The sequence below is a fragment of the Micromonospora sp. NPDC004704 genome (assembly GCF_053601675.1).
In genome coordinates, this window is the sequence record NZ_JBSGCD010000033.1 from 60,655 (window position 1) to 82,179 (window position 21,525).

Annotated in this window: 23 protein-coding genes; 16 read left to right on the top strand and 7 right to left on the bottom strand. The window is 71.1% G+C overall.

The window, feature by feature from the left end; all coding sequences use genetic code 11:
- Window positions 1-87 precede the first annotated feature (87 nt).
- From ACWEFB_RS31020 to rsrA, 5 genes are all read left to right on the top strand, one after another.
- Window positions 88-924, top strand: coding sequence for an SOS response-associated peptidase (locus tag ACWEFB_RS31020; protein ID WP_452291075.1), 837 nt, complete (start codon window positions 88-90; stop codon window positions 922-924).
- Window positions 925-1,123: 199 nt separating this feature from the next.
- Window positions 1,124-1,522 (top strand): WhiB family transcriptional regulator, encoded by a 399-nt coding sequence (locus ACWEFB_RS31025; RefSeq protein WP_326562699.1) that lies wholly within the window; start codon window positions 1,124-1,126, stop codon window positions 1,520-1,522.
- 51 nt (window positions 1,523-1,573) lie between these two features.
- Window positions 1,574-2,191 (top strand): alpha/beta hydrolase family protein, encoded by a 618-nt coding sequence (locus tag ACWEFB_RS31030; protein WP_452291077.1) that lies wholly within the window; start codon window positions 1,574-1,576, stop codon window positions 2,189-2,191.
- A gap of 289 nt (window positions 2,192-2,480) precedes the next feature.
- Window positions 2,481-3,383, top strand: a complete 903-nt coding sequence (locus tag ACWEFB_RS31035; RefSeq protein ID WP_452291079.1) for a sigma-70 family RNA polymerase sigma factor — start codon at window positions 2,481-2,483, stop codon at window positions 3,381-3,383.
- A gap of 4 nt (window positions 3,384-3,387) precedes the next feature.
- Entirely contained in the window at window positions 3,388-3,675 is a 288-nt protein-coding gene (gene rsrA, locus ACWEFB_RS31040; RefSeq protein ID WP_326562701.1) for a mycothiol system anti-sigma-R factor, read from the top strand.
- 144 nt (window positions 3,676-3,819) lie between these two features.
- Here rsrA and ACWEFB_RS31045 read toward each other — a convergent pair whose 3' ends face one another.
- Window positions 3,820-3,894 (bottom strand): 50S ribosomal protein bL37, encoded by a 75-nt coding sequence (locus ACWEFB_RS31045; protein ID WP_369814844.1) that lies wholly within the window; start codon window positions 3,892-3,894, stop codon window positions 3,820-3,822.
- A gap of 143 nt (window positions 3,895-4,037) precedes the next feature.
- On the opposite strand from ACWEFB_RS31045, the gene ACWEFB_RS31050 reads away from it, so the two are divergent.
- Both ACWEFB_RS31050 and ACWEFB_RS31055 read left to right on the top strand, forming a co-directional pair.
- Complete coding sequence (locus tag ACWEFB_RS31050; RefSeq protein WP_326562702.1) at window positions 4,038-4,253, top strand: biotin/lipoyl-binding carrier protein; 216 nt, start codon at window positions 4,038-4,040, stop codon at window positions 4,251-4,253.
- Window positions 4,250-4,777, top strand: a complete 528-nt coding sequence (locus ACWEFB_RS31055) for a GNAT family N-acetyltransferase (RefSeq protein WP_452291082.1) — start codon at window positions 4,250-4,252, stop codon at window positions 4,775-4,777. Before ACWEFB_RS31050 ends, ACWEFB_RS31055 begins: the two co-directional genes overlap by 4 nt.
- Before the next feature lie 46 nt (window positions 4,778-4,823).
- On the opposite strand, the gene ACWEFB_RS31060 is transcribed toward ACWEFB_RS31055, so the two are convergent.
- Window positions 4,824-5,396, bottom strand: coding sequence for a TetR/AcrR family transcriptional regulator (locus tag ACWEFB_RS31060; protein ID WP_452291083.1), 573 nt, complete (start codon window positions 5,394-5,396; stop codon window positions 4,824-4,826).
- A gap of 117 nt (window positions 5,397-5,513) precedes the next feature.
- Here ACWEFB_RS31060 and ACWEFB_RS31065 point away from each other — a divergent pair, with 117 nt between their 5' ends.
- A complete protein-coding gene (locus ACWEFB_RS31065) occupies window positions 5,514-7,112 on the top strand; it encodes an MDR family MFS transporter (RefSeq protein WP_452291085.1) in 1,599 nt (532 codons plus the stop codon).
- Window positions 7,113-7,172: 60 nt separating this feature from the next.
- On the opposite strand, the gene ACWEFB_RS31070 is transcribed toward ACWEFB_RS31065, so the two are convergent.
- Window positions 7,173-8,990, bottom strand: a complete 1,818-nt coding sequence (locus ACWEFB_RS31070) for a tetratricopeptide repeat protein (protein ID WP_452291087.1) — start codon at window positions 8,988-8,990, stop codon at window positions 7,173-7,175.
- A gap of 218 nt (window positions 8,991-9,208) precedes the next feature.
- Here ACWEFB_RS31070 and ACWEFB_RS31075 point away from each other — a divergent pair, with 218 nt between their 5' ends.
- Complete coding sequence (locus tag ACWEFB_RS31075; RefSeq protein ID WP_452291110.1) at window positions 9,209-10,243, top strand: SIS domain-containing protein; 1,035 nt, start codon at window positions 9,209-9,211, stop codon at window positions 10,241-10,243.
- A 48-nt stretch (window positions 10,244-10,291) separates the two neighbouring features.
- Window positions 10,292-11,812: a sensor histidine kinase gene (locus tag ACWEFB_RS31080; protein WP_452291089.1), complete on the top strand. Its 1,521-nt coding sequence runs from the start codon at window positions 10,292-10,294 to the stop codon at window positions 11,810-11,812.
- Window positions 11,813-11,933: 121 nt separating this feature from the next.
- Here ACWEFB_RS31080 and ACWEFB_RS31085 read toward each other — a convergent pair whose 3' ends face one another.
- Window positions 11,934-13,343 carry a glycosyltransferase family 39 protein gene (locus ACWEFB_RS31085; RefSeq protein ID WP_452291112.1) on the bottom strand — a complete coding sequence of 470 codons (1,410 nt, stop codon included), beginning with the start codon at window positions 13,341-13,343 and terminating at the stop codon, window positions 11,934-11,936.
- Between the two features lie 484 nt (window positions 13,344-13,827).
- On the opposite strand from ACWEFB_RS31085, the gene ACWEFB_RS31090 reads away from it, so the two are divergent.
- The 5 genes from ACWEFB_RS31090 to ACWEFB_RS31110 all read left to right on the top strand — a co-directional run bounded on the left by ACWEFB_RS31090 (window position 13,828) and on the right by ACWEFB_RS31110 (window position 18,434).
- Window positions 13,828-15,561 carry a nitrite/sulfite reductase gene (locus tag ACWEFB_RS31090; protein ID WP_326562709.1) on the top strand — a complete coding sequence of 578 codons (1,734 nt, stop codon included), beginning with the start codon at window positions 13,828-13,830 and terminating at the stop codon, window positions 15,559-15,561.
- On the top strand, window positions 15,558-15,716 hold the full coding sequence (locus ACWEFB_RS31095; protein WP_326562710.1) for a hypothetical protein: 159 nt from the start codon (window positions 15,558-15,560) through the stop codon (window positions 15,714-15,716). Before ACWEFB_RS31090 ends, ACWEFB_RS31095 begins: the two co-directional genes overlap by 4 nt.
- Entirely contained in the window at window positions 15,713-16,477 is a 765-nt protein-coding gene (locus ACWEFB_RS31100) for a phosphoadenylyl-sulfate reductase (protein WP_452291091.1), read from the top strand. The genes ACWEFB_RS31095 and ACWEFB_RS31100 overlap by 4 nt, the downstream gene beginning before the upstream one ends.
- Window positions 16,459-17,313: a sirohydrochlorin chelatase gene (locus ACWEFB_RS31105; protein ID WP_452291093.1), complete on the top strand. Its 855-nt coding sequence runs from the start codon at window positions 16,459-16,461 to the stop codon at window positions 17,311-17,313. The genes ACWEFB_RS31100 and ACWEFB_RS31105 overlap by 19 nt, the downstream gene beginning before the upstream one ends.
- Before the next feature lie 77 nt (window positions 17,314-17,390).
- Window positions 17,391-18,434: an aldo/keto reductase family protein gene (locus ACWEFB_RS31110; protein ID WP_452291095.1), complete on the top strand. Its 1,044-nt coding sequence runs from the start codon at window positions 17,391-17,393 to the stop codon at window positions 18,432-18,434.
- 101 nt (window positions 18,435-18,535) lie between these two features.
- On the opposite strand, the gene ACWEFB_RS31115 is transcribed toward ACWEFB_RS31110, so the two are convergent.
- Both ACWEFB_RS31115 and ACWEFB_RS31120 read right to left on the bottom strand, forming a co-directional pair.
- The gene (locus tag ACWEFB_RS31115; RefSeq protein WP_326562714.1) at window positions 18,536-18,793 is read right to left on the bottom strand and encodes a WhiB family transcriptional regulator; all 258 of its coding nucleotides are present in this window, start codon (window positions 18,791-18,793) and stop codon (window positions 18,536-18,538) included.
- A gap of 434 nt (window positions 18,794-19,227) precedes the next feature.
- Window positions 19,228-20,178 carry a diacylglycerol/lipid kinase family protein gene (locus ACWEFB_RS31120; protein WP_326562715.1) on the bottom strand — a complete coding sequence of 317 codons (951 nt, stop codon included), beginning with the start codon at window positions 20,176-20,178 and terminating at the stop codon, window positions 19,228-19,230.
- Between the two features lie 61 nt (window positions 20,179-20,239).
- Between ACWEFB_RS31120 and ACWEFB_RS31125 the strand changes: the two genes are divergently transcribed.
- On the top strand, window positions 20,240-20,629 hold the full coding sequence (locus ACWEFB_RS31125; RefSeq protein ID WP_442792167.1) for a hypothetical protein: 390 nt from the start codon (window positions 20,240-20,242) through the stop codon (window positions 20,627-20,629).
- A gap of 214 nt (window positions 20,630-20,843) precedes the next feature.
- On the opposite strand, the gene ACWEFB_RS31130 is transcribed toward ACWEFB_RS31125, so the two are convergent.
- Window positions 20,844-21,206 carry an ATP-binding protein gene (locus ACWEFB_RS31130; RefSeq protein WP_326563155.1) on the bottom strand — a complete coding sequence of 121 codons (363 nt, stop codon included), beginning with the start codon at window positions 21,204-21,206 and terminating at the stop codon, window positions 20,844-20,846.
- Window positions 21,207-21,525 lie beyond the last annotated feature (319 nt).

Consider the following 21,525-nt stretch of genomic DNA (forward strand, 5'->3'; position numbering starts at 1 on the left):
CCGCTGGCCGCCCGATTGATCTCGGTGCGGTAGCAGGTTGATCTCGGGGGCGGCCGGCGACCGGCTCCAGGGGCTAGCGTTGGGGTCATGTGTGGGAGGTACGCGACGACCCGCAGCGCGGCTGACCTGAGCCAGCTCTTCGAGTCGTTCGACGAGACGGGCGGCCGGCTCGACGCGGACTACAACGTGGCGCCGACCGATCCGGTGCCGATCGTCCGGATGTCCGCCACCGCCGGCCCGGCCGACGACCGCTCCGCCGGTGCCGACCTCCGGGACCGGGACAACCAGGCCGACCCCGACGTGGCGGATGACCGGGCCGGCGACCCCGGCGACGCTCCGGCGGCCCGGCGCCGGGCGCTCTCGGTCGCCCGGTGGGGACTCGTGCCGGCCTGGGCGAAGGACGCCCGGGGCGGCGCTCGCATGATCAACGCTCGGGCGGAGACGGTCGCCACCACCAACGCGTACGCGCGGTCGTTCGCCCGGCGCCGCTGCCTCGTCCCGGCCGACGGCTGGTACGAGTGGGTACGCGGTGACGGCGGCACCAAGCAGCCGTACTTCATGACTCCCGCCGACGGCGGCGTGCTGGCCCTCGCCGGCCTCTGGTCGGTCTGGAAGGGTCCGGACGGCCCACTGTTGAGCTGCAGCGTGATCACCACCGCTGCGGTCGGTGAGCTGGCCGACGTACACGACCGGATGCCGTTGCTGCTGGCGCCGGAGCGCTGGGACGACTGGCTCGACGGCGGGGACTCGGCGGAACGTCTGCTCGCGCCGCCGTCGGCGCAGATGCTCGCCGGAATCGAGATCCGTCCGGTCGGCCGGGGCGTCGGCGACGTCCGCAACGACGGCCCCGAACTCGTCGCCCGGGTCAGCGCACCCCCATTGCGTACGGACCCGGCCGCGCCCGACGAATTGACGCTTTTCTGAGCGTCGCCCGCCACATTGGCGCGTGCTGATTTGCCAGAGTTAGGGGTGAATCGTCGCCCTGGACTTCGCGCAGGTTCCCGGCAAACCCTTGTCTCCGCCCGCAATAGTGCGATAGAACACAGCGCCGGCAGTGGGTACGGATTCGCACCGGGCGGGTGAGGCCCACCGATCATGCCGGTCCCACGGGGGAGGTGGGTGGATGACACGGGCGCGGATGCCACGCCCGCACGAGGTTGCCGCAGCACGGCGTGACCCGCGATTGTTGCGGGCAGTGGCGGAGCGGCAACTTGACGATGCCTGGCGTACCAGGGGCGTATGCCAGAGCGTGGACCCGGAAACATTTTTTCCGGCACCGAGTGAACCGGCCGATGCGGCAGTTGCGCTTTGCCGTACCTGCGATGTCCAGGGGGCCTGTCTGGCCTGGGCGTTGGAGGTGGGCGACTGCCACGGCGTGTGGGGCGGCACCACGCCCCGGGAACGCAGGGCCATGCTGGTCGCCTGGCGGGGTCAGGTGCAGCGTGATCCGGACGCGGTGGTGGACGACGGCGGGCCGCCGGTGAGAGACCGGCTGCTGACGCTGGTGCCATTGAGCCGTTGAGCTGACGACCGGGCGGGCCGGCGCGGTTCCGGCGGGGAGCAGAATGACCGGGTGCTCCACGGTGACCAGGTTGTTGATACCCCGAGAGGGCCCGCGCGGGTCGAGGTCGACCCGCCCGACGCCGGCTCGCCCGTCAGTCTGCTGATGCTCGGACATGGTGCAGGCGGTGGCGTGGACGCTCCCGACCTGATTGCTCTGCGTGATCGGGCGGGGGCGTCCGGTGTTTTTGTGGCGCGAATCACCCAGCCGTACCGGGTCGCCGGGCGGCGGGCTCCGGCACCCGCGGGGCACCTCGACGAGGCCTGGACGGCGGTGGTCGCCGTACTGGCGAATCGGTATCCGGGGCTGCCGCTGGTGGTCGGCGGGCGGTCCAGCGGTGCCCGGGTGGCCTGCCGGACGTCGGTGGCGACCGGTGCGGCCGGAATCGTGGCGCTCGCCTTCCCCCTCCATCCGCCTGGTCGGCCCGAGCGGTCCCGTGCGGCCGAGCTGCTGACCGGACTGCCCACGCTGGTGCTCAACGGGGACCGGGATCCGTTCGGACTCCCGCCCGCCACCGCCGGGGTGAGCGTGCTCGTACGCCCTGGCGAGGGGCATGACCTGCGCAGGGATCCGGTCGGTACGGCGTCGCTCGCGGTGACCTGGCTGCGGGAGCGGGGTTGGGCCCGCTGACGGGCGTACCAGTGGTCATTCTGACCGGCTGCTGACCCGGAACCGGACCGTTTCCCCGGCCTGGGGAGATCGTTGCTTTTCATGATGCCGGACACCCGAGGGGACAGCAGCAGTACGTAGGACGAGGGCTCGGCATCATCCTCCCAGGCCCTTCCTGGTCCCAGTCGTGGACGGCCCCAGCCACGGGTTGCCGGCCGGGACCAGGGATGGGGCCGGGATCACCGGAATGCCCCACCGGTCGCCCAGCGTTACAACCTCCGGAAGCTACTCAGCGCGAGGGGGTTGACCGGTGCCGACCGAAACACGGAATCCGCAGCGCGCCGAACACCACACGGGCCCACATCGCCCGGTGGGTGCCCGAGGTGTGGGACGAGCGACACGCGAACTGCGCACGGTGAGCACCAGCACGGCCGGAACCCGATCTACGGGCCCCGGATTCCGCGTATCCTCGGCGGGAAAGTCGACTGGTTCCGTGGCGTCGTTGGCGCCGTCGGGGCTGGTCCTGAGCACGTCCCGGCCGTCCGTCTCCGGCCGCTACCGGGACGCGCAACCGAGGCGGGGGGATGTGCGGTTGACACAACCGGACAAGGCGACGGACGAGCGTCGGGCGCGGTTCGAGCGCGACGCCCTGCCGTTCGTCGACCAGCTCTACGCCGCCGGCCTGCGGATGACCCGTAATCCGGCCGATGCGGAGGATCTGGTCCAGGAGACCTTTTTGAAGGCGTATGCGGCCTTCCACCAGTTCGAAGAGGGCACCAACCTCAAGGCCTGGCTCTACCGCATCCTGACCAACACCTACATCAACTCGTACCGGCGCCGGCAGCGTCAGCCGATCCAGGCGCCGACCGAGGAGATCACCGACTGGCAGTTGGCCGAGGCGGAGTCGCACACCTCCAGCGGCCTGCGGTCCGCCGAGACCGAGGCACTGGACCGGCTGCCGGACAGCGACGTCAAGCAGGCGTTGCAGCAGTTGCCGGAGGAATTCAGGCTGGCCGTCTATCTGGCTGATGTCGAGGGCTTCTCCTACAAGGAGGTCGCGGACATCATGGGAACGCCCATCGGTACGGTAATGTCCCGGCTGCACCGGGGTCGGCGCAATCTGCGCAAGCTGCTCGAGCGTTACGCCGCAGACCGGGGCTTCCATGCGGCGGCGACGTCCAAGGACTCCGCCGCAGCCGGCCGGGAGGTGTAGGACCGTGAGTTGCGGTGAACCGCACGAGACCGATTGTCGTGAGGTGCTTGCCGAGGTCTATCTGTACCTCGACCTGGAATGCGCCGACGAGCGACGGAATCTGATTCGCGACCATCTCGACGATTGCACGGGATGCCTGCGCGAGTACGGCATCGAGCAGGAGGTGAAGGCGCTGGTCGCCCGCTGCTGCGGCAACGAGACCGCGCCGACGGAGTTGCGCGAGCGGCTCCGGCTCCGCCTCACCGAGTTGGTCTTCGAGACCGACCAGTCCCGCGAATACCTGCCGGACTGACCGACCCGACCCCGGCGCCTGCCGCCCGGGGGATCGGCCACTCGCCAGACGCGTACGCATCGACGTTGTGGTCCCGCGCGGGCCCTGGTTCAGGGCCCGCCGCGGGACCGCCGAGCATCTCCGCCGGGCGGCGTCGAGCTTCGGTCAGGAGTTGGGGCGCTTGCCGTGGTTGGCGGCGCTCTTCTTCCGAGCCTTCTTCTTGCGAGACTTCTTCGCCATGCTGGCCTCCCGTCGGACAGGTTCTCCCGGGACCGGGAGTTGACCCGATGATGTTAGTCCGCCCCGCCGTGGCCCCGGCGCGGGCCGGCGCATGATTGGATACCGTTCGCAGCAACACCGCGTCGACGAGGGAGGGCCACACCATGGCCGAGGAGATTCGCGCCGAGATGGTGGCGAACGTCTGGAAGGTCGTCGCCACCGCTGGCGACACCGTTTCCGAGGGCGACACGCTGGTGATTCTCGAGTCGATGAAGATGGAGATCCCGGTCATCGCGGAGTCCGACGGCGTGCTCAGCCAGCTCGCGGTCAACGAGGGCGACGTGGTGCAGGACGGTGACCTGATCGCGGTCATCGAATGACGGATCTGCTCGTCCGGCCCGCGGTGTCGGCGGACTTCCCGGTCATCGCCGAGCTGACCGTGGCGGCGTACCGGGCGAGCGGGCAGCTCAACAGCGAGCACGACTACGCCAGCACGCTGAACGACGTTGCCGGGCGGGCGGCCGAGGGCGAGCTGCTGGTCGCCGTCGACACCCGTACCGACCGGGTGGTGGGGTCGGTGCTGTTCGTGCTGCCCGGCACCCCGTACGCGGAGGTCTCCGGCCCCGGCGAGGCGGAGTTCCGGATGCTGGCGGTCGATCCGGCGGCCCAGGGACGGGGCGTCGGCGAGCTGCTCGCCCGGACCTGTCTGACCCGCGCCGCCGAGCTGGGTTTCGGCGCCGTGGTGATCTGCGTACGCGACTTCGTGGCGGGCGCCCGGCGCCTCTACGCCCGGCTGGGATTCGTCCGGATCCCCGAGCGGGACTGGGCCCCGGCCGCCGGGGTGGACCTGCTGGCCCTGCGCCTGGAACTGGCCCCGTCGACCGCCCCCACCGCAACCGCCTGACCGTCCTGCCGCCCGGCGGGTCCCGTCGGGCGGTGACGAGCGCCGGTTACGGCGTGCCGTCGATCCGGTCGAGCAGTTCGTGGGCGATCTCCAGCGCGAGTTCGCGCCGCTGCGCGTCGGTGATCTCCGGGCTGCGGATCGCGAACCAACTGCTGTGTACGGCGAACAGCGCGAGCGTGGCCCGCAGCTGTGCGGTCGGTGAGTCCTGTGGCCAGGCCAGCACCGTGGCGAGTTGGAGCAGGCGCTCCCGCATCATCTGCCCGGCCGGCAGGCTCTTGAGCACGGTCTGGTTCTGGTCGAAGAACCGCATCACCGAGTGCCCGGTGCTGCCGAAGAACTCGTCGGCGTAGCGGCTGAGCAGTTCCCGCCGCCGTGCCGCCACGTCGACCGGCGGCTCCGCACCCATTTTGATCAGTCCGTCGAGCCGGTCGAGCCGGTCCTCGACGAAGCTGTTGACGATGTCGTCCTTGCTCTTGAAGTGGTAGTAGAGGGCGGCCTTGGTCACGCCCAGTCGTTCCGCGATCTCGCGCAGCGAGGTCTTCTCGTAGCCCTGCTCGGTGAAGAGCTCCAGCGCGACCGCCTGAATGCGGGCCCTGGTGTTGCCTGTGTTCTCAGACACCCGACCCCCACATGTCGAATTGGCTTGACTGGACCTGGGCGCCAGCTTACCGTACGGCTAGTAAGGGCGCTAGCCGGCCGGCAAGTAAGTTGGTTGCAGCTCAGGGGGAGCTTACCGATGACCACAACCGAGCAGGCGGTGGCACGACCGAACATCCGGGTCGTGCTCACCGGTCTCATGATCGCGATGATGCTCGCGATGCTCGACAACATGATCGTCAGCACCGCACTGCCCCGGATCGTGGGCGAGTTCGGCGGGCTGAACCACTTCACCTGGGTAGTGACGGCGTACGTGCTCGGCACCACCGTCTCGACGCCGATCTGGGGCAAGCTCGGCGACCTGTACGGCCGCAAGGCCGTCTTCCTCACCTCGATCGTGATCTTCCTGATCGGCTCCGCGCTCTGCGGCATGGCCGGCTCACCGATGTTCGGTGGCGCCAGGGACGGCATGATCCAGCTCATCGCGTTCCGGGCCATCCAGGGCCTCGGGGCCGGCGGTCTGATGGTCGGCGTGATGGCCATCATCGGTGACCTGGTGCCGCCCCGCGAGCGCGGTCGCTACCAGGGCCTGATGGCCGGCATCATGGCCATCGCCATGGTTGCCGGGCCGCTGGTCGGCGGCTTCATCACCGACAACCTCTCCTGGCGCTGGGCGTTCTACGTGAACCTGCCGCTGGGCGGCCTCGCGCTGATCGTGCTGATCACCCGGATGCACCTGCCGAAGTACCGCACCGAGCACCGGATCGACTGGCTCGGCGCGGCCCTGCTGTCGGTCGGCATCACCGCGATCGTGCTGATCACCACCTGGGGCGGCAACGAGTACGACTGGACCTCGCCGCAGATCCTCGGCCTCGCCGCACTGGCCGTGGTCACCCTGGCGGTCTTCGCCGTGGTGGAACGGCGGGTGCAGGAGCCGATCCTGCCGCTGAACCTCTTCACCAACCGCAACTTCGCGGTCATCTCGGCGGTCGGCTTCCTGCTCGGCTTCGCCATGTTCGGCGCGATGAACTTCCTGCCGCTGTTCCAGCAGACCGTGCAGGGTGCCTCGGCGACCAACAGCGGCCTGCTGCTGCTCCCGCTGATGTTCGGCATGCTGGTCGTCTCGATCATCGCCGGTCGGATGATCACCAAGACCGGTAGGTACCGGATCTACCCGATCATCGGCGGGGTCGCGATGACCGCCGGCATGGCGCTGCTGATGATGATCGACGTACACACCAGCAAGACCGTGCTGTCGCTCTACATGGTCGTACTCGGCGTCGGCATGGGCTTCCTGATGCAGACCTCGATGCTGATCGCACAGAACAGCGTCGAGCAGAAGGACCTCGGCGCGGCCAGCGGCGCGGCGACCTTCTTCCGGTCGATCGGTGGCTCGTTCGGCATCTCGCTGTTCGGCGCCGTGTTCGCCAACCGGCTGCACGACAGCCTCTCCGACCGGCTCGGTGCCCAGGCCGCGGACCAGCTCACCAGCGGCGGCGGGGGCGGGGTGGACCCGGCCAAGCTGGGCGACCTGGCGCCGAACGTACGCGACGGGGTGCTCGGCGGGCTGGCGGACTCGATCTCCGGCGTCTTCACCTGGGCGGTCTTCTTCGCCGCCGCGGTCGCGGTGCTCGCCTGGTTCATCAAGGAGATCCCGCTGCGCGACAGCAACGCCCCGACCGACGGAACCCCGGAGGAGCAGGCCGAGACGGCTCTGGCCAACGCCCCGGTGCACTGACCTGTCCCGTACGAACGCGCCGGTCCCGCAGCCAACGGGGCCGGCGCGTTCGTGTCCACGTCAGGGGCGGGGGCGGCGCAGGTGGTGCCAGAGCCGGGACAGCCAGCGGTACGGGCGGGCGGCGGGGGTCTCGGTGGCCAGGATCGTGCGTGCGGTGGCCCGGGTGTCCGGGTCTATCTCGGGGGTGGCCAGGACCAGTTGGGCCAGGGAGCGGGCGATCGAGACGGGGCGCTGCCGGGCCACGGTGACACTGTCGGCGAGCCGTTCGGCGGCGATCGCGGCCACGTCGGCGCGGACCGCCGGATCGACCCAGGCCGCGGTGACCAGCGCGCAGAGCGCCGCCTCGGTGACCCAGTCCTCGACCCCCCAGACCAGGTCGACCAGGACCCGGCGCCGGGTCGAGTCGGCCCACGGTTCGTCGGTGCGGTGGTGCAGCAGCCCGAGGCAGGCCCAGACCTGCACGCACCGTACCCAGAGGGTCGGGTCGTGTTCTGCCAACGTCCGGCCCAGCGGGGTGGCCGGTGGCGCGGGCGGGTGCACCAGGAGCCCGAGCAGGTCGTCGACCTCCAGGGTGGCCAGGCCCACCGCGGCGTCGTACGCGGCCGGCGGGTGCGGCCAGGCCGGGTGGGCGAGCTGGCGGATCCGGTCGACCGCGGTGGGTGACGGTGCCGGCAGCGCCGGTACGGCGATCGTGCCCTGGTAGCTCCAGAGCCGTCGGGCCGACGACCGCCGGGGCTCCCGGATGTCCGGGGCGGCCACCTCGGCCACCTCCACGGCCAACCCCGGTACGGCGGCGGCCACCGCCCGCATCGCGCTCGGGGGCTCCAGCCCGCTGAGCCGCAACTGCCCGCCCCGGACCGGGCCCTCGTCGGCCAGCACCTGCCGGAGCACGTTGGTGACCGCCTCGCCGGCCGCCGGGATCTGCCCCAGCCAGGGCTGCCCCTGGCAGCACTCGGCCAGGTCGCCGTGCTCGTGGGTGTCGTCCGGGTGGTCGCGGCGGAAGTCGGCCAGCGCCACCAGGTGGTCGAGGCGGCCGTCGCGCTGGTAGCGGAGCCGGTGACCGGTGTGCACCGCGCAGTCGAAGGTGGGATCCCGGAGCAGGGCCCGGTCGATCCAGCCGAGTGCCTCGTCCAGGCGCCCGTGGTCGGCCAGGGTGCCGGCGATGTCGGCGTACACGGAGAGGTCGTCGGGGTCGTGGTCGACGGCCCGGTTCAGCGCGGCGAGCGCCTCGGCGGTGCGCCCGGCGCTGCGGTAGGCGTAACCGAGCCACACCTCGGCGAGCTTCGACGGCATGATCCGGGCCCCGGCGTCCGCCCAGGCCACCGCCTGGTCGATCGCCCCGACCCGGCGGGCCAACGCGGACGCCGCGCCGAGCAGCAGGCCGTGGTCCGGGTACGTGTCGATCGCGTGCCGGGCCAGCAGCAGGTACGGCCGCAGCGGCTCCCGTTCGTCCTCGTCGACCGGGTCGGCGACGGCGGCGCAGATCTGCATCAGCAGCCGGGCGATCTGCTCCGGGTCGAGCAGGGCCGGCAGTTCGGGGGTGCTGACCCAGGGCACCCCGGCCCAGTCGGCGCCCGGGGCGTGCGCGGTCGCGGCGGCGAGCAGTTCGAGACCCTCGTCGGGTTTGCCGGTGGCGGCGAGCAGGTGGGCGCGGGCCACCACGGCACCGATGAACGGGTGGTGGTCGAGCGGGAAGAGGTCCACCCCGCCCTCGCTGCGGGCCGCCAGCCGGGCGAGGACCTCGTGCACCTCGGGCATCGTCGGCGCGTACGCGAGCGCGCCCGCGAGGTGCCCGGCCGCGTGCCGCAGGTCGCCCTCGTCCAGGGCCAGTCGGGCCAACGCCAACTCACCCTCGGCCGACAGCCGTGGGTCGTCCATTCCCTCGGACACTCCCTCGGACACGGTGTCGGCCTCTCGTCGCGCGTTCGTTCCCCCCTGGGTCGGGAAGCCTAAAGCATGATCGGGAGAGGCGGTGATTATCTGCTCGATACTGCTTGCTTGATTGCTCCTACGCTTATCTTCGTGCAAGACTGAGCATGAAACGCGCGGCAATCGCGCATGATGGGGAGGTCCTCGTGGCGCATCCGGGAGCCGGTATGGCGGCCGACATCGCCGAGCAGCCGGCCGGTTTCGCGCGCCTGCTGGAGCCGGCGCAGGCCGACCCGATCGCCCGGATCGCCGCCGTCATCGCCGAACGCCGACCCCGGCACGTCGTGTTCACCGCCCGTGGCACCTCCGACCATGCCGCGCTCTACGCCGCGTACCTCACCGAGATCCGGCTCGGTCTGCCCGCCGGGCTCGCCTCGCCGAGCGCGGTCACCCTCTTCGGCGCCCGCCCCGACCTGTCCGGCGCGTTGGTCATCGCGGTCAGCCAGAGCGGCGGGTCGTCCGACCTGGCCGAGGTGGTGCGGCAGGCCCGTGCCTCCGGCGCGCTCACCCTCGCCGTGACCAACGCCCCCGACTCGCCGCTGACCGGAGTCGCCGAACTCTCGATCGACGTCGCCGCCGGACACGAGCGGGCGGTCGCCGCCACGAAGACGTACACCGCCGAGCTGTTCGCCCTGCTCATGCTCATCGAAGGGATACGCGCCGGGAACGGCGTACTGCCCGAGGAGGAACGGGCCGCGCTGGCCGCCCTGCCGGCGCTCGCGGAACGTACGCTCGCGGACCCGACCGCCGGCCAACTCGCCACCCGCTACCGGTTCGCCGCCCGGGTCATCACCACCGGCCGGGGTTACGCCTATCCGACCGCCCGCGAGGCGGCGTTGAAGCTGATGGAGACCTCGTACCTGCCGGCGCTCGCCTTCTCCGGTGCCGACCTGCTGCACGGCCCGCTCGCCATGACCGACCCGGACGTACCGGTGCTCGCGGTCGTCGGCGCCGGTCCCGGCGGCACGGCCATGCGGGACGTGCTCGCGCGGGTCGGCGAACGCGGGGCCGACGTGGTCGCGATCGGGCCGGCGGACGTCCCCGGTGCCACCGCCCGGCTGGTCGTGCCGGAGGTCGACGAGCGGTACGCCCCACTGCTCGACATCCTGCCGTTGCAGCAGCTCGCGCTCGCACTCGCGCTGGCCCGGGGCGAGGACCCGGATGCACCGCGCGGCCTGCACAAGGTCACTTCCACCCTCTGAGCCGGCCGCCATGCCGGCCCGGGGCGGTGGACGTGGCAGGCTTGCCTGATGTCCACGCTGCGCGACCTTGCCGAGGAGCACACCCTGCTCCGTCCGGCCGACATCGACCACCTGCACCGGGTCGCCGGCGACTGGCAGCTCCTGTCCGACCTCTCCTTCGCCGACCTGCTGCTCTGGGTCCCGGTGGACGGGGACAACGACGCGTTCCTCTGCGTGGCCCAGGTACGCCCGACCACCGCACCGACCGCGTACCAGGACGACCAGGTGGGGCGGATCGTCGGCGGGCCGGAGGTGGCCCACCTGACCATCGCGTACACCCAGGGGCGGATCTGGCGCGAGGGTGACCCGGTCTGGTACGGCGACACCCCGGCCCGGCACGAGGCGATCCCGGTCCGGCTGCGCGCCGCCGACGGTGAGTCGGGTGAGGTGATCGCGGTGGTGGGACGGGACACCAACCTCTCCACCGCCCGGACCCCGAGCCAACTGGAGCTGAACTACCTGACCACCGCCGACGACCTGGCCCAGATGCTCGCCGACGGCACCTTCCCGCCGCCCCGGCATCCGGGTGAGACCACCTCGGCACCCCGGGTCGGGGACGGGCTGGTCCGGCTCGACGCCAGTGGAAAGGTCACCTACGCAAGCCCCAACGCGCAGTCGGCGTACCGGCGGTTGGGTTTCGCCTCCCACCTGGTGGGGGAGGACCTGGCCGCCCTGAACACCCGGCTGGCCGCCGACCCGCTCGACGGCACCGAGGCGGGCAACCGGGTGCTGGCCGCACTGCGCGGCGAGGCACCGGCCCGCCGGGAGATCGAGGCGCGGGGTGCGACCGTACTGACCCGGGCGTTGCCGCTGATGCCCGCCGGGGTGCCGATCGGCGCGCTGGTCCTGGTCCGCGACATGACCGAGGTACGCCGCCGCGACCGGGCCCTGATCACCAAGGACGCCACCATCCGGGAGATCCACCACCGGGTGAAGAACAACCTCCAGACGGTCGCCGCCCTGCTGCGCCTACAGGCCCGCCGGGTCGACATCCCGGCCGCCAAGGCGGCACTGGAGGAGTCCGTACGCCGGGTCGCCTCGATCGCCCTGGTGCACGAGACCCTCGCCATGTCCAGCGACGAGGCGGTGGAGTTCGACGGGATCGTCGACCGGGTCGCCTCCGCCGCCACCGAGGTCGCCGCGACCGAGGTGGCGGTACGGATGCGCCGGGAGGGTACGTTCGGCGTCCTGCCGGCCGAGATCGCCACCTCTTTGGTGATGGTCCTCAACGAACTGCTGCTCAACGCGGTCGAGCACGGCTTCCCGCCGCCGGACGAGGAGGGCGGTATGGAGGAGGGCGCGGCCGAGGTGGTGGTGTCGGCGCACCGGTTCCGCAAACAGTTGCACGTGACCGTCGCCGACAACGGCCAGGGCCTGCCCGCCGACTTCGACGCCGCCAGCGGCGGTCGCCTCGGCCTCCAGATCGTCCGCGCCCTGGCCACCGGCGAACTCACCGGCACCATCGAACTGCGCAACCGCGCCGAGGGCGGCACCGAAGCCGTCCTCGTCGTCCCCCTCGGCAAACGCTGAACCGGAAGCGGCGATCCGGGCCCGCGTCGGCGTCCTCGCCGATCTAGGGCAAATACGTGTTAGTGGATCTCTGATCACCACCATCTGCCCTAGATCGACGAGGGGACTGGGTGGGGAGGGGTTAGCGGGTCAGGAGGGTGACGGTTAGGCCGGGGACGGTCCAGGTCCGGGTTATTCGGAAGGTGTTGCGTAGGGCGGTGGCTTTGGCGGGGGTGGCGGCGGAGAGGGGGTCGGATCGGTGTTCGCCGCGGGTGAGGAGCCAGAGCCGGGTGACGGTGGTCAGGCAGGTGGCCGGGCGGGGGCACTCGGGAGTGTCCAGGGTGGCGGCGGCGACCGGCCCCTCGACCGCGAGCACGTCGCGCGGGTGGTGCTCGCGTAGGTGGTACAGGACCGCGATGTCCAGGAACGCGCGCGGGTCACGCGGGGAGTAGACGATCCCGTCACCGGGTTGCTGGTGGGCGCCGATGATCCGGGTGGCGGCCGGGTAGTCCACCGGCGCCGAACGGGGCGTCTCGTGCGTACGGCGGAGGCTGGCCTGGGCCGGTGCGCCGAGCAGTCCGGCGAGCGCGACGATCGGCAGCGCCCACCGCAGCCGTAGCCGCGCCAGGGTGCCGGCGGCGAGCAGGCAGGCGAACGGCACCGTGAAGAGCAGGTAGCGCGGCACCCAGAGCGGGGTGACCAGGCCGCCGACGTACAGCAGGGCGGCGGGGAGCAGGACGCAGGCGCCGAGGACCACGCCCCGACGTCCCCGGGTGACCAGCCCGATCGCGGCCAGTCCGACCAGGAGGCCGCCGACGGTGCCGTTCTGGAGCAGGTCGCCGGGGAGGTCGGGCAGGTCGGTGAGGGTCGGTGGCCGTACCCAGTTCAGTTGCCGCGCCTGCTGGTCGCGGCCGAGCCGGGCCAGGGGTGCCAGGACCAGGATCGCCGGTACGAGGGCGACCGGCCACCGCCACAGCCGGCGGTCGTGGCCCTCCCGCCAGGCGAGCAGTACCGCCACGGCGTGCCCGAGGACCAGGCTCGTCGCCAGCAGGTGGGACAGGCCCAGGCCGACCAGCGCGGCGGCGTACCCGGTCCACCGCCACCAGCCGGGGCGGTCCAGGGCCCGTACCAGCAGCAGGGTGGCGAGTACGGCGAACAGGGTGGCCGGTGCGTACGGGCGGGCTTCCTGCCCGTACCGGGAGGTGCTCGGCAGTACGGCGAAGAGCAGCCCGGCGATCAGCCCGACCCGCCCACCGAACAGCCGCCCCCCGAGTACGGCGACCAGTGCCGCCGCGCCGGTCAGGCTGAGCGCGGCCGGCAGTCGCAGTGCGGTCGCCGAGTCGCCGAAGAGTTCGATCCAGCCGTGCATCAGCAGGTAGTACGCGACCGCGACCCCGTCGATGTTGGCGGCCAGCCGGAGCAGGTCACCGGTCGGGCGGGAGGCGGCGCTCCAGGTGGCGAGTTCGTCGCGCCAGAGCGGGGCGCGGTCGATCTGGACCAGGGTGATCGCGAGGGTCAGCAGTGCCGGCCAGAGCCACCGGGTCCGGTCCAACCAGTGCGGGAGATCGCGCCCGCCGGATCGCTCACCGGCGTCGGTCGATGTCGAGGGCGGCACAGCCCGGTAGTGACCACCCACTGTTGCCGCCTCATGACGTCACGAGACAAAAATGCGGTATGCGGCATTAGCCCGAATATTGGTTATATTAACGTGAACCGGGCCACAGTGTGGTCCGGGATGCGGGATCGCGGCATCGGTCGGTGGTTCAGGGCCGGCGGGTATGGCAGCATGGCGGTTATGACCGCCGTCGAAGGCCGCGTTGTGACGCTGGGGCTGACCTGCCGCCGTCACGTCGACTACGGCCGCGTACGTAGCGCGATCTGTCCGGCTCACTGACGCCACCTGGACCAAAACTGTCTCGGGTGCGCTCCGCGCCGGCCTGCTGACACCGTTGTCTCCGCCCCGCTGATCAACCGGGGTGCCGTCGCTTCCGCGTACGTCGAGCAACTCGTCTCAGCAGACAACGGAGGACGCCGCGATGGCGGTCAGCAGCACCCCGGCCCGGCCCGTTACCGCCCCCGAACAGGTGACCGCCGCCGCGACCCGGCCGGCACGGGCACCCCGCCGGCCACGCGGCGAGGGCCAGTGGGCGCTCGGCCACCGCGAGCCGCTCAACCCGAACGAGCGGTCGAAGAAGGACGACAACCCGCTCAACGTACGGGCCCGGATCGAGAACATCTACGCGCACCGGGGCTTCGCCTCGATCGACCCCGCCGACCTCCGTGGACGTTTCCGCTGGTGGGGCCTCTACACCCAGCGCAAGGCCGGCATCGACGGTGGTCGTACCGCCGTACTCGAACCGCACGAGCTCGAAGACGAGCACTTCATGCTCCGGGTCCGGATCGACGGCGGCCAACTCAGCCTGGAGCAACTGCGCACCATCGCCGACATCTCCACCACGTACGCCCGCGACAGCGCCGACATCACCGACCGGCAGAACATCCAACTCCACTGGATCCGGGTCGAGGACATGCCGGAGATCTGGCGCCGGCTGGAAGCGGTCGGTCTGCAGACCACCGAGGCGTGCGGCGACTGCCCCCGGATCGTCCTCGGCAGCCCGGTCGCCGGAGTCGCCGAGGCCGAGGTGATCGACCCGACCCCGGCTATCGACGAGATCGTCGCCCGATACGTCGGTGACCCGGCCTACTCGAACCTGCCGCGCAAGTTCAAGTCCTCGATTTCCTGGCTGGCCGACACCCCGTACGAGGTCAACGACATCTCGTTCCTCGGCGTCGACCACCCCGAACACGGCCCCGGTTTCGACCTCTGGGTCGGCGGCGGCCTGAGCACCAACCCGATGCTGGCCCAGCGCCTCGGCGTCTGGGTGCCGCTGGCCGAGGTGCCGGATATCTGGGAGGGCGTCGTCTCGATCTTCCGGGACTACGGCTACCGCCGGCTGCGCCACCGCGCCCGGCTGAAGTTCCTCGTCGCCGACTGGGGCGTGGAGAAGTTCCGCGAGGTGCTGGAGAAGGAATACCTCGGCCGTACGCTGCTCGACGGTCCGGCCCCGGAGCTGCCGGAGAAGCCGATCGACCACATCGGGGTGCAGCGCCAGCGCGACGGAAAGTTCTACGTCGGTGCCGCCCCGGTCGTCGGGCGGGTGTCGGGCAGCCAGCTCACCGCCCTGGCCGACCTCGCCGCCGAGCACGGCAGTGACCGGGTACGACTCACCCCGTACCAGAAGTTGTTGGTCCTCGACGTCGCCGAAGAGCGGACCGAATCGCTGGTCACAGCTCTGCGTGGGATCGGCCTGGAAGCCCGGCCGTCGGTCTGGCGGCGCAGCACGATGGCCTGCACCGGGATCGAGTTCTGCAAGCTCGCCATCGTCGAGACCAAGGCCCGTGGCCAGGAACTCGTGGCCCGGCTGGAGGAGCGGCTGCGCGACTTCGACGCCGACCTCTCCATCCACATCAACGGCTGCCCGAACGCCTGTGCCCGGACCCAGACCGCCGACATCGGACTCAAGGGCCAGATCGTCGTCGGACCCGACGGGCGTCAGGTCGAGGGCTACCAGATCCACCTCGGCGGCGGCCTGGGCATGGCCCAGGGGCAGACCGCCGGGTTCGGCCGCAAGCTGCGCGGCCTCAAGACCACGGCAGAGGAACTTCCGGAGTACGTCGAACGAGTGGCCCGCCGTTACCTGGCCGGGCGCCAGCAGGGCGAGGCGTTCGCCCAGTGGGTGCTCCGGGCCGACGAGGAGGAGCTGAGATGAGCGACACCCGCGCGGCACCGATGTACTGCCCGTACTGCGGTGAGGAGGACCTGCGGCCCAACGAGGAATCGCACGGCGCCTGGGAGTGTCACGCCTGCGCGCGGGTGTTCACGGTCAAGTTCAGCGGACTACTGGGACGGGCGGTGGCGCGATGAACATGCTCTCGGCAACCAACCTCGGGCTGGTCAACCTCGGCCCGGCAGCCGCACCGGCGGATCCGGCCCGGCGGTCACCCGCCCAACTCAAGACACTGGCCGACGAGGCCGCCCGTGAGCTGGAGGGCGCCCCGGCGGAGGTGATCGCCCGCTGGGCCGTCGACACCTTCGCCGACCGGTTCTGCGTCACCAGCTCGATGGCGGACGCGGTTCTCGCCCACGTCGTCTCGCGGGTGGCACCCGGCGTCGACGTGATGTTCCTCGACACCGGGCTGCACTTCCCGGAGACGCTCAAGGTCCGCGACACGGTCGCCCGTACGCTGCCGGTCACCGTCCGGTCGATCCGGCCGCGACTGACCGTCGGCCAGCAGGACGGCGAGTACGGCCCGCGCCTGTTCGCCAAGGCGCCGGACGAGTGCTGCGCGCTGCGCAAGGTCGAGCCGCTGGAACGGGCGCTCGGCGACTACGACGCCTGGGCCGCCGGGCTGCGCCGGGACGAGTCGCCGACCCGTGCCAACACACCGGTGGTGACCTTCGACGCCCGGCGGGGCAAGGTGAAGGTCAACCCGATCGCGGCGTGGAGCCAGGCGGACGTGGACAACTACATCTCCCGCTGGAACGTGCCGGTCAACGAGCTGTTCCGGTCCGGCTACACCTCGGTCGGCTGCTGGCCGTGCACCCGCCGCACCAAGGCCGGGGAGGACCCCCGGGCCGGACGGTGGGCGATGTTCGAGAAGACCGAGTGCGGCCTGCACGTATGAGATCCGGACCGGATCCGGTGGTCCTGGTTGCCCACGGCAGCCAGGACCACCGGGCGGCGGGGGCGACCCGGTCCCTGGTACGGGCGGTCGAGCTGGCCCGTCCCGGCCTGCCGGTACGCGCCGCCTACCTCGACCACACCACGCCGGGCCCGGTGGCGGTTCTGCACGAGCTGGAGGCGGCCGGTCACCGGGGCGCCACGGTGGTGCCGCTGCTGCTGACCGCCGCGTACCACGGTCGGGTCGACATCCCCGGTGCGATCGCCGCCGCGCAGGCCCAGGGCCTCCGGCTGCCCGTACGCGTCACCGACGTCCTCGGTCCGGCCGAGGTGGACACTGCGCCCGACGAGCTGCTGCTGGCAGGGCTCCGGCACCGGCTGGCCGAGGCTCTGTACGCCGAGCCTGCCGAGGCGGCTCCAGGCCCGCTGGACGGGTTGGTGCTGGCGGCGGCGGGCACGCGGGTGCCGGAGGCACGTCGTACGGTCGAGGCGGTCGCCGGGGCGCTGGGGGAGGCGCTGGCGGTGCCCAGCCTGGCCGCGTACGCCTCGGCCGCCCCGCCCACCGCGGGCGCGGCGGTGGCGCGGCTCCGGGCCGGGGGTGCGCGCCGGATCGGTGTGGCCGCCTACTTCCTCGCCCCCGGCCGCCTGTACGAGAGCGCGGTGGCTTCGGCGCGGGCCTCCGGTGCGGTGGCGATCGGTGCCCCGCTGACGGACTCGCCGGAGATCGCCCGGTTGGTACTGGACCGGGTCGATACCGCGAGCGGCGCCGGCTCGCCGGTCGCGCCGGCACCGGATCCGGTACGCGGACGCCCTGACGCGGCCCCGCGGGTAGCGGCCTGAGCCTCCGCCCTGCCGGAGATCGTCGGCCAGTCTCGGGGGACATCGACGCGCCCCATCGCTGGCTAGGGTGACCGATCATGAAGCATCGTCAGCTTGGTCGCAGCGGCCTGCGGGTCAGTGAGATCACCTACGGCAACTGGCTCACCCACGGGGAGCTGGTGGCGCGGGACGCCGCCCTGGTCTGCGTACGGGCCGCGCTCCAGGCGGGTGTCACCACCTTCGACACCGCCGACGTCTACGCCCGGGGTGCGGCGGAGGAGTTGCTCGGCGAGGCGCTGCGCGGCGTACGCCGGGAGTCGGTCGAGATCGCCACGAAGGTGTGCCTGCCGACCGGGGACGGACCCAACGACCGTGGCCTGTCCCGCAAGCACATCCTGGAGTCCTGCCACGCGTCGCTGCGCCGGTTGGGCACCGACTACGTCGACCTCTACCAGGCCCACCGGTACGACGACCGGACCCCGCTGGAGGAGACGCTGATCGCCTTCGACGACCTGGTACGTCAAGGCAAGGTGCGCTACCTGGGCGTCTCGGAGTGGACCGCGCCGCAGATCCGGGACGCGCTCGCCCTCGCCGACCAGCTCGGGCTGCGCGGCCGGATCGTGTCCAACCAGCCGCAGTACAACATGCTCTGGCGGGTGATCGAGCCCGAGGTGCTGCCGCTGTGCGAGCGGGAGGGGCTCGGCCAGATCGTCTTCCAGCCGCTCGCCCAGGGCGTGTTGACGGGCAAGTACCAGCCGGGGCAGCCGCCGCCGGCCGGGTCCCGGGCGGCCAGTGGGGGAAGGGCGCCGGTGTTCATCCGGCGGGTGCTCGGTGACGAGCTGTTGCGGCGGGTGCAGGCGCTGCGCCCGGTCGCCGAGGAGGCGGGGCTGTCGATGGCCCAACTGGCGATCGCCTGGACCCTGCAACACCCCGGCGTCGGTACGGCGCTCATCGGCGCGACCCGGCCGGAGCAGGTGACCGAGAACGCCGCCGCGGCGGGCGTACGGCTGGACGCCGATGTGATGCGCCGCATAGACGAGACGTTGGCAGATCTGATCGAGAATGACGCTACGAAGACCGCTCAGATGATGGCGGTGAAAGCCAACTGGGCGCGGGCCGAGACATCAACTACCGATGCGTAGTGATCCTTCTATGACACGCGGTGTTGATCCATTTGGCATATCCACAACAGAACGCGCCGGGGGAGTTACTCCCCCGGCGCGTTCAGCGTTTGTGTGGTTGGTCAGGCGGTGTGAGCGCGCAGGACCCGAAGTCCGCCACGGCGCTTGACCGCGCGCCGCTCTTCTTCGCTCATTCCGCCCCAGACGCCCGCGTCCTGACCGGATTCGAGTGCCCACTGGAGGCAATCTTCGGTCACGGAGCAGCGCCGGCAGACGGCCTTGGCCTGCTCGACCTGAAGGAGAGCCGGGCCAGACGTCCCGATCGGGAAGAACAGCTCCGGGTCTTCGTCGCGGCAGACAGCATGGTGACGCCAGTCCATGGCGGCAACACTCCTCAATCTGGGTGGGTGGCAGTGGATAGCGTGGATCTTTTCCTATATGCATCCGTGGCGCGCCGATCCCGACGGTGTACACCCATCGATTCGACAAGCACGTGCGCAGGCTGTTGTGCGCTTGGGAGCGCCGCGTGAGCAACTCGCTTAGCGAGTAGTTCGAGGCAACGTCCCGGTAACTCAAGTTCGCTTGTGAATACTTTCACGAACTCCCGTGATGTCAAGGGGACCGCTCGGAAAAACTCTGAACGGGTGAGCAAGCCCACAACCCTTTTGTCCGAATTCCGGCGCTTGCCGGGACCCAGGGTGCCACAGCCAAGGATCAATATAGTACAGTCCACGCGACATTGCTGGCATTTCCGACACTCGTCTCCTCGTCCGGCTCGTTTTCAGGGGGCCATGGAGGAGGCTGTACCCCAGCGCTAGCAGATTACTCTTAGTGCGGCGCTTACGGAGGCGAATCGAACTTTTTCTCGTTCGCCGAGGTAGTCCCCGTCGAGCTGGAACGCCTGCGGACGGCCTGCGACCAGGGAAAACTCCTCCAGGTCGTGCAACCGAAGAATTTGCCGGCCGTGCGGCTGAGTTTTCCGCGAGAGCAGCTGTGTCACCGTACGTGTGGTGCTCGGCACGCGGAGCCGGCGTACGGCCATCACGTCGAGCCCGAGATCGAAGGACGCGTCCGGGTTCGGGTTCACTTCCCGGTCCCCGATGTACGTCCACGGGGCGGTGTTCTGGATCGCCACCGTGGCCAGCTCGCTCGCCACGACGCCGTCCGGAAGTTCCAGCGAGATGTCCGGGTGCCGGCGCTCCGGGCCGAAGGCGTACTGGGTGAGCATCGCGCGCAGGTAGAGCGAGGGGGTGGAGACCCGACCCCGTCGCCGGGCCTGCTCCACCCGGTGGATGACGGCGGCGTCCAGCCCGAAGCCGGCACAGAACGTGAAGTAGCGATCGTCCGCCCGGCCCAGCCCGACCGAACGGAACCGCCCCAGCCGTACGCCGTCGAGGATCACGCTGGTCGCCTCCGGCCACTCCCGGGGCAGACCCAGCGCCCGCGCGAAGACGTTGGTCGAACCACCCGGCACCACCGCCAGGGCGGGCAGCCGCTCGGCCGACGGCCGGTCCGGGTCGACGGTCGACGTCTCGGCGGTCATCAACCCGTTGACCACCTCGTTGACCGTGCCGTCACCGCCCAGCGTGACGACCAGGTCCATCCGATCTCGTACGGCCTCCCTGGCCAGGCTCACCGCATGGTCACGCCGCCGGGTGTACTCGACGGTGAGATCGACCTCGCTGCGCAGGGCCCGGACGAGTACGTCCCGGCTGCGCTGGCTGGTGGCGGTGGCCTTGGGATTGACCACCAGAAGGGCCCGCATGGGCGGCACTGTACCGCGACAAAGCGCGGGTATCGTTTCGCGCGTGACCACCGACTCACCCGTGACCAGCGAATCTGCCCTGGTGCCCGGACCGCTGCGCTGGGCCGTGTGGCTGCTGCGCGGCGAGGCGACCGGCCTCGGGTTGCTGGCGGCCTACCTGATCTACGCGGACCTGACCGCAGACGCCACCGACCTCGTCAACGCACTGTTCGTGACCGCCTTCACGGCCGGCGGCGCCCTCGTACTGTGGCTGCTCGCCGCCGCGCTCGTACGGCGCCGGGCCGGTGCCCGCGCACCCGCGATCGTGCTCCAGTTGATGTTGCTCCCGGTCGGCTACTACATGATCCAGGGCGGCCTGGCCTGGCTCGGCATCCCGCTGATGGCGCTCGGCGTGTTGGTCATCGGCCTGCTGGTCTGCACCCCCACCGCCCGCGCCCTCGGCGTCGGCTGACCGCAGAAACCGCTCCCGGCCCGGCTCGGAATCCGGCGGCGTGCGCCCGACCCGGGAGTCCGGCGGCGCGGCCGGGCTCGGAACTCGGCGGCCGTGCGCTCGGCTCGGAGTGCGGCGGCGGTGCGCCCCGGCTCGGAGTGCGGCGGCGGTGGCCCCTGGCTCGGAGTGCGGCGGCGCGGTGCGTGCGGCTCGGAGTGCGGCGGCGCCTCGGGGCTCAGAACTCGGCGGCGCGGCGGGTGAGCAGGGTGATCGTCGCCTGACGCCCGTTGGCGGTGGCGTTGGCGGAGGTGGTCAGCGCGGTCAGTACCTTCCACGCGAACGACGACTCGGCCGGCAGTCGGGCACCCGAGGTGGTCGGCACGGTCACCTCGACGGTGAGGGCGTCGTCGGTCACCGAGAACCGGCACTCAAGCTCGGCGTCCCGGGTGGCGATCGCGAGCAGCATCGCGCACGCCTCGTCCACCGCGATCCGTAGATCCTCGATCTCGTCCAGGGCGAAGTGCAGCCGCGCGGCCAGGCCAGCGGTCGCGGTACGCAGCACCCCCAGATACCCGCCGTCGGCGGGCACCGTGAGCATCACGATGTCGTCGTCGACCGTCGGCTGGGTATTAGATCGAGTCACCGGTGCCCATCTCCCTCGGCTGCGTACGCTCGGCGATCACGCCGGTCCCCTGAACGGGACCCGCCCCGGCACCGGCGAGCACCCTCACCGTACCGCCCGCCCCCTCCCCCCGCCCCGCGCCACCGCCCCACCCCACCCCCTCACCCCGTTGATCATGAAGTTAGCGACGAGATTCGAGCGTTGGGGTCAAGTGGTGAGTGCAATCGTTAAGCGGTGATGAGTTGTGCCAGGCGCTGGGCTGGGGTGGCCCAGTCCAGTGTCTGGCGGGGTCGGG

Excerpts from the sequence above, each read along its gene's own strand:
- ACWEFB_RS31020 (WP_452291075.1), top strand. The coding sequence starts at position 88 with ATGTGTGGGAGGTACGCGACGACCCGCAGCGCGGCTGACCTGAGCCAG.
- ACWEFB_RS31025 (WP_326562699.1), top strand. The coding sequence starts at position 1,124 with ATGACACGGGCGCGGATGCCACGCCCGCACGAGGTTGCCGCAGCACGG.
- ACWEFB_RS31050 (WP_326562702.1), top strand. The coding sequence starts at position 4,038 with ATGGCCGAGGAGATTCGCGCCGAGATGGTGGCGAACGTCTGGAAGGTC.
- ACWEFB_RS31055 (WP_452291082.1), top strand. The coding sequence starts at position 4,250 with ATGACGGATCTGCTCGTCCGGCCCGCGGTGTCGGCGGACTTCCCGGTC.
- ACWEFB_RS31065 (WP_452291085.1), top strand. The coding sequence starts at position 5,514 with ATGACCACAACCGAGCAGGCGGTGGCACGACCGAACATCCGGGTCGTG.
- ACWEFB_RS31070 (WP_452291087.1), bottom strand. The coding sequence starts at position 8,990 with ATGGACGACCCACGGCTGTCGGCCGAGGGTGAGTTGGCGTTGGCCCGA.
- ACWEFB_RS31075 (WP_452291110.1), top strand. The coding sequence starts at position 9,209 with ATGGCGGCCGACATCGCCGAGCAGCCGGCCGGTTTCGCGCGCCTGCTG.
- ACWEFB_RS31080 (WP_452291089.1), top strand. The coding sequence starts at position 10,292 with ATGTCCACGCTGCGCGACCTTGCCGAGGAGCACACCCTGCTCCGTCCG.
- ACWEFB_RS31090 (WP_326562709.1), top strand. The coding sequence starts at position 13,828 with ATGGCGGTCAGCAGCACCCCGGCCCGGCCCGTTACCGCCCCCGAACAG.
- ACWEFB_RS31095 (WP_326562710.1), top strand. The coding sequence starts at position 15,558 with ATGAGCGACACCCGCGCGGCACCGATGTACTGCCCGTACTGCGGTGAG.
- ACWEFB_RS31100 (WP_452291091.1), top strand. The coding sequence starts at position 15,713 with ATGAACATGCTCTCGGCAACCAACCTCGGGCTGGTCAACCTCGGCCCG.
- ACWEFB_RS31110 (WP_452291095.1), top strand. The coding sequence starts at position 17,391 with ATGAAGCATCGTCAGCTTGGTCGCAGCGGCCTGCGGGTCAGTGAGATC.
- ACWEFB_RS31115 (WP_326562714.1), bottom strand. The coding sequence starts at position 18,793 with ATGGACTGGCGTCACCATGCTGTCTGCCGCGACGAAGACCCGGAGCTG.
- ACWEFB_RS31120 (WP_326562715.1), bottom strand. The coding sequence starts at position 20,178 with ATGCGGGCCCTTCTGGTGGTCAATCCCAAGGCCACCGCCACCAGCCAG.
- ACWEFB_RS31130 (WP_326563155.1), bottom strand. The coding sequence starts at position 21,206 with ATGCTCACGGTGCCCGCCGACGGCGGGTATCTGGGGGTGCTGCGTACC.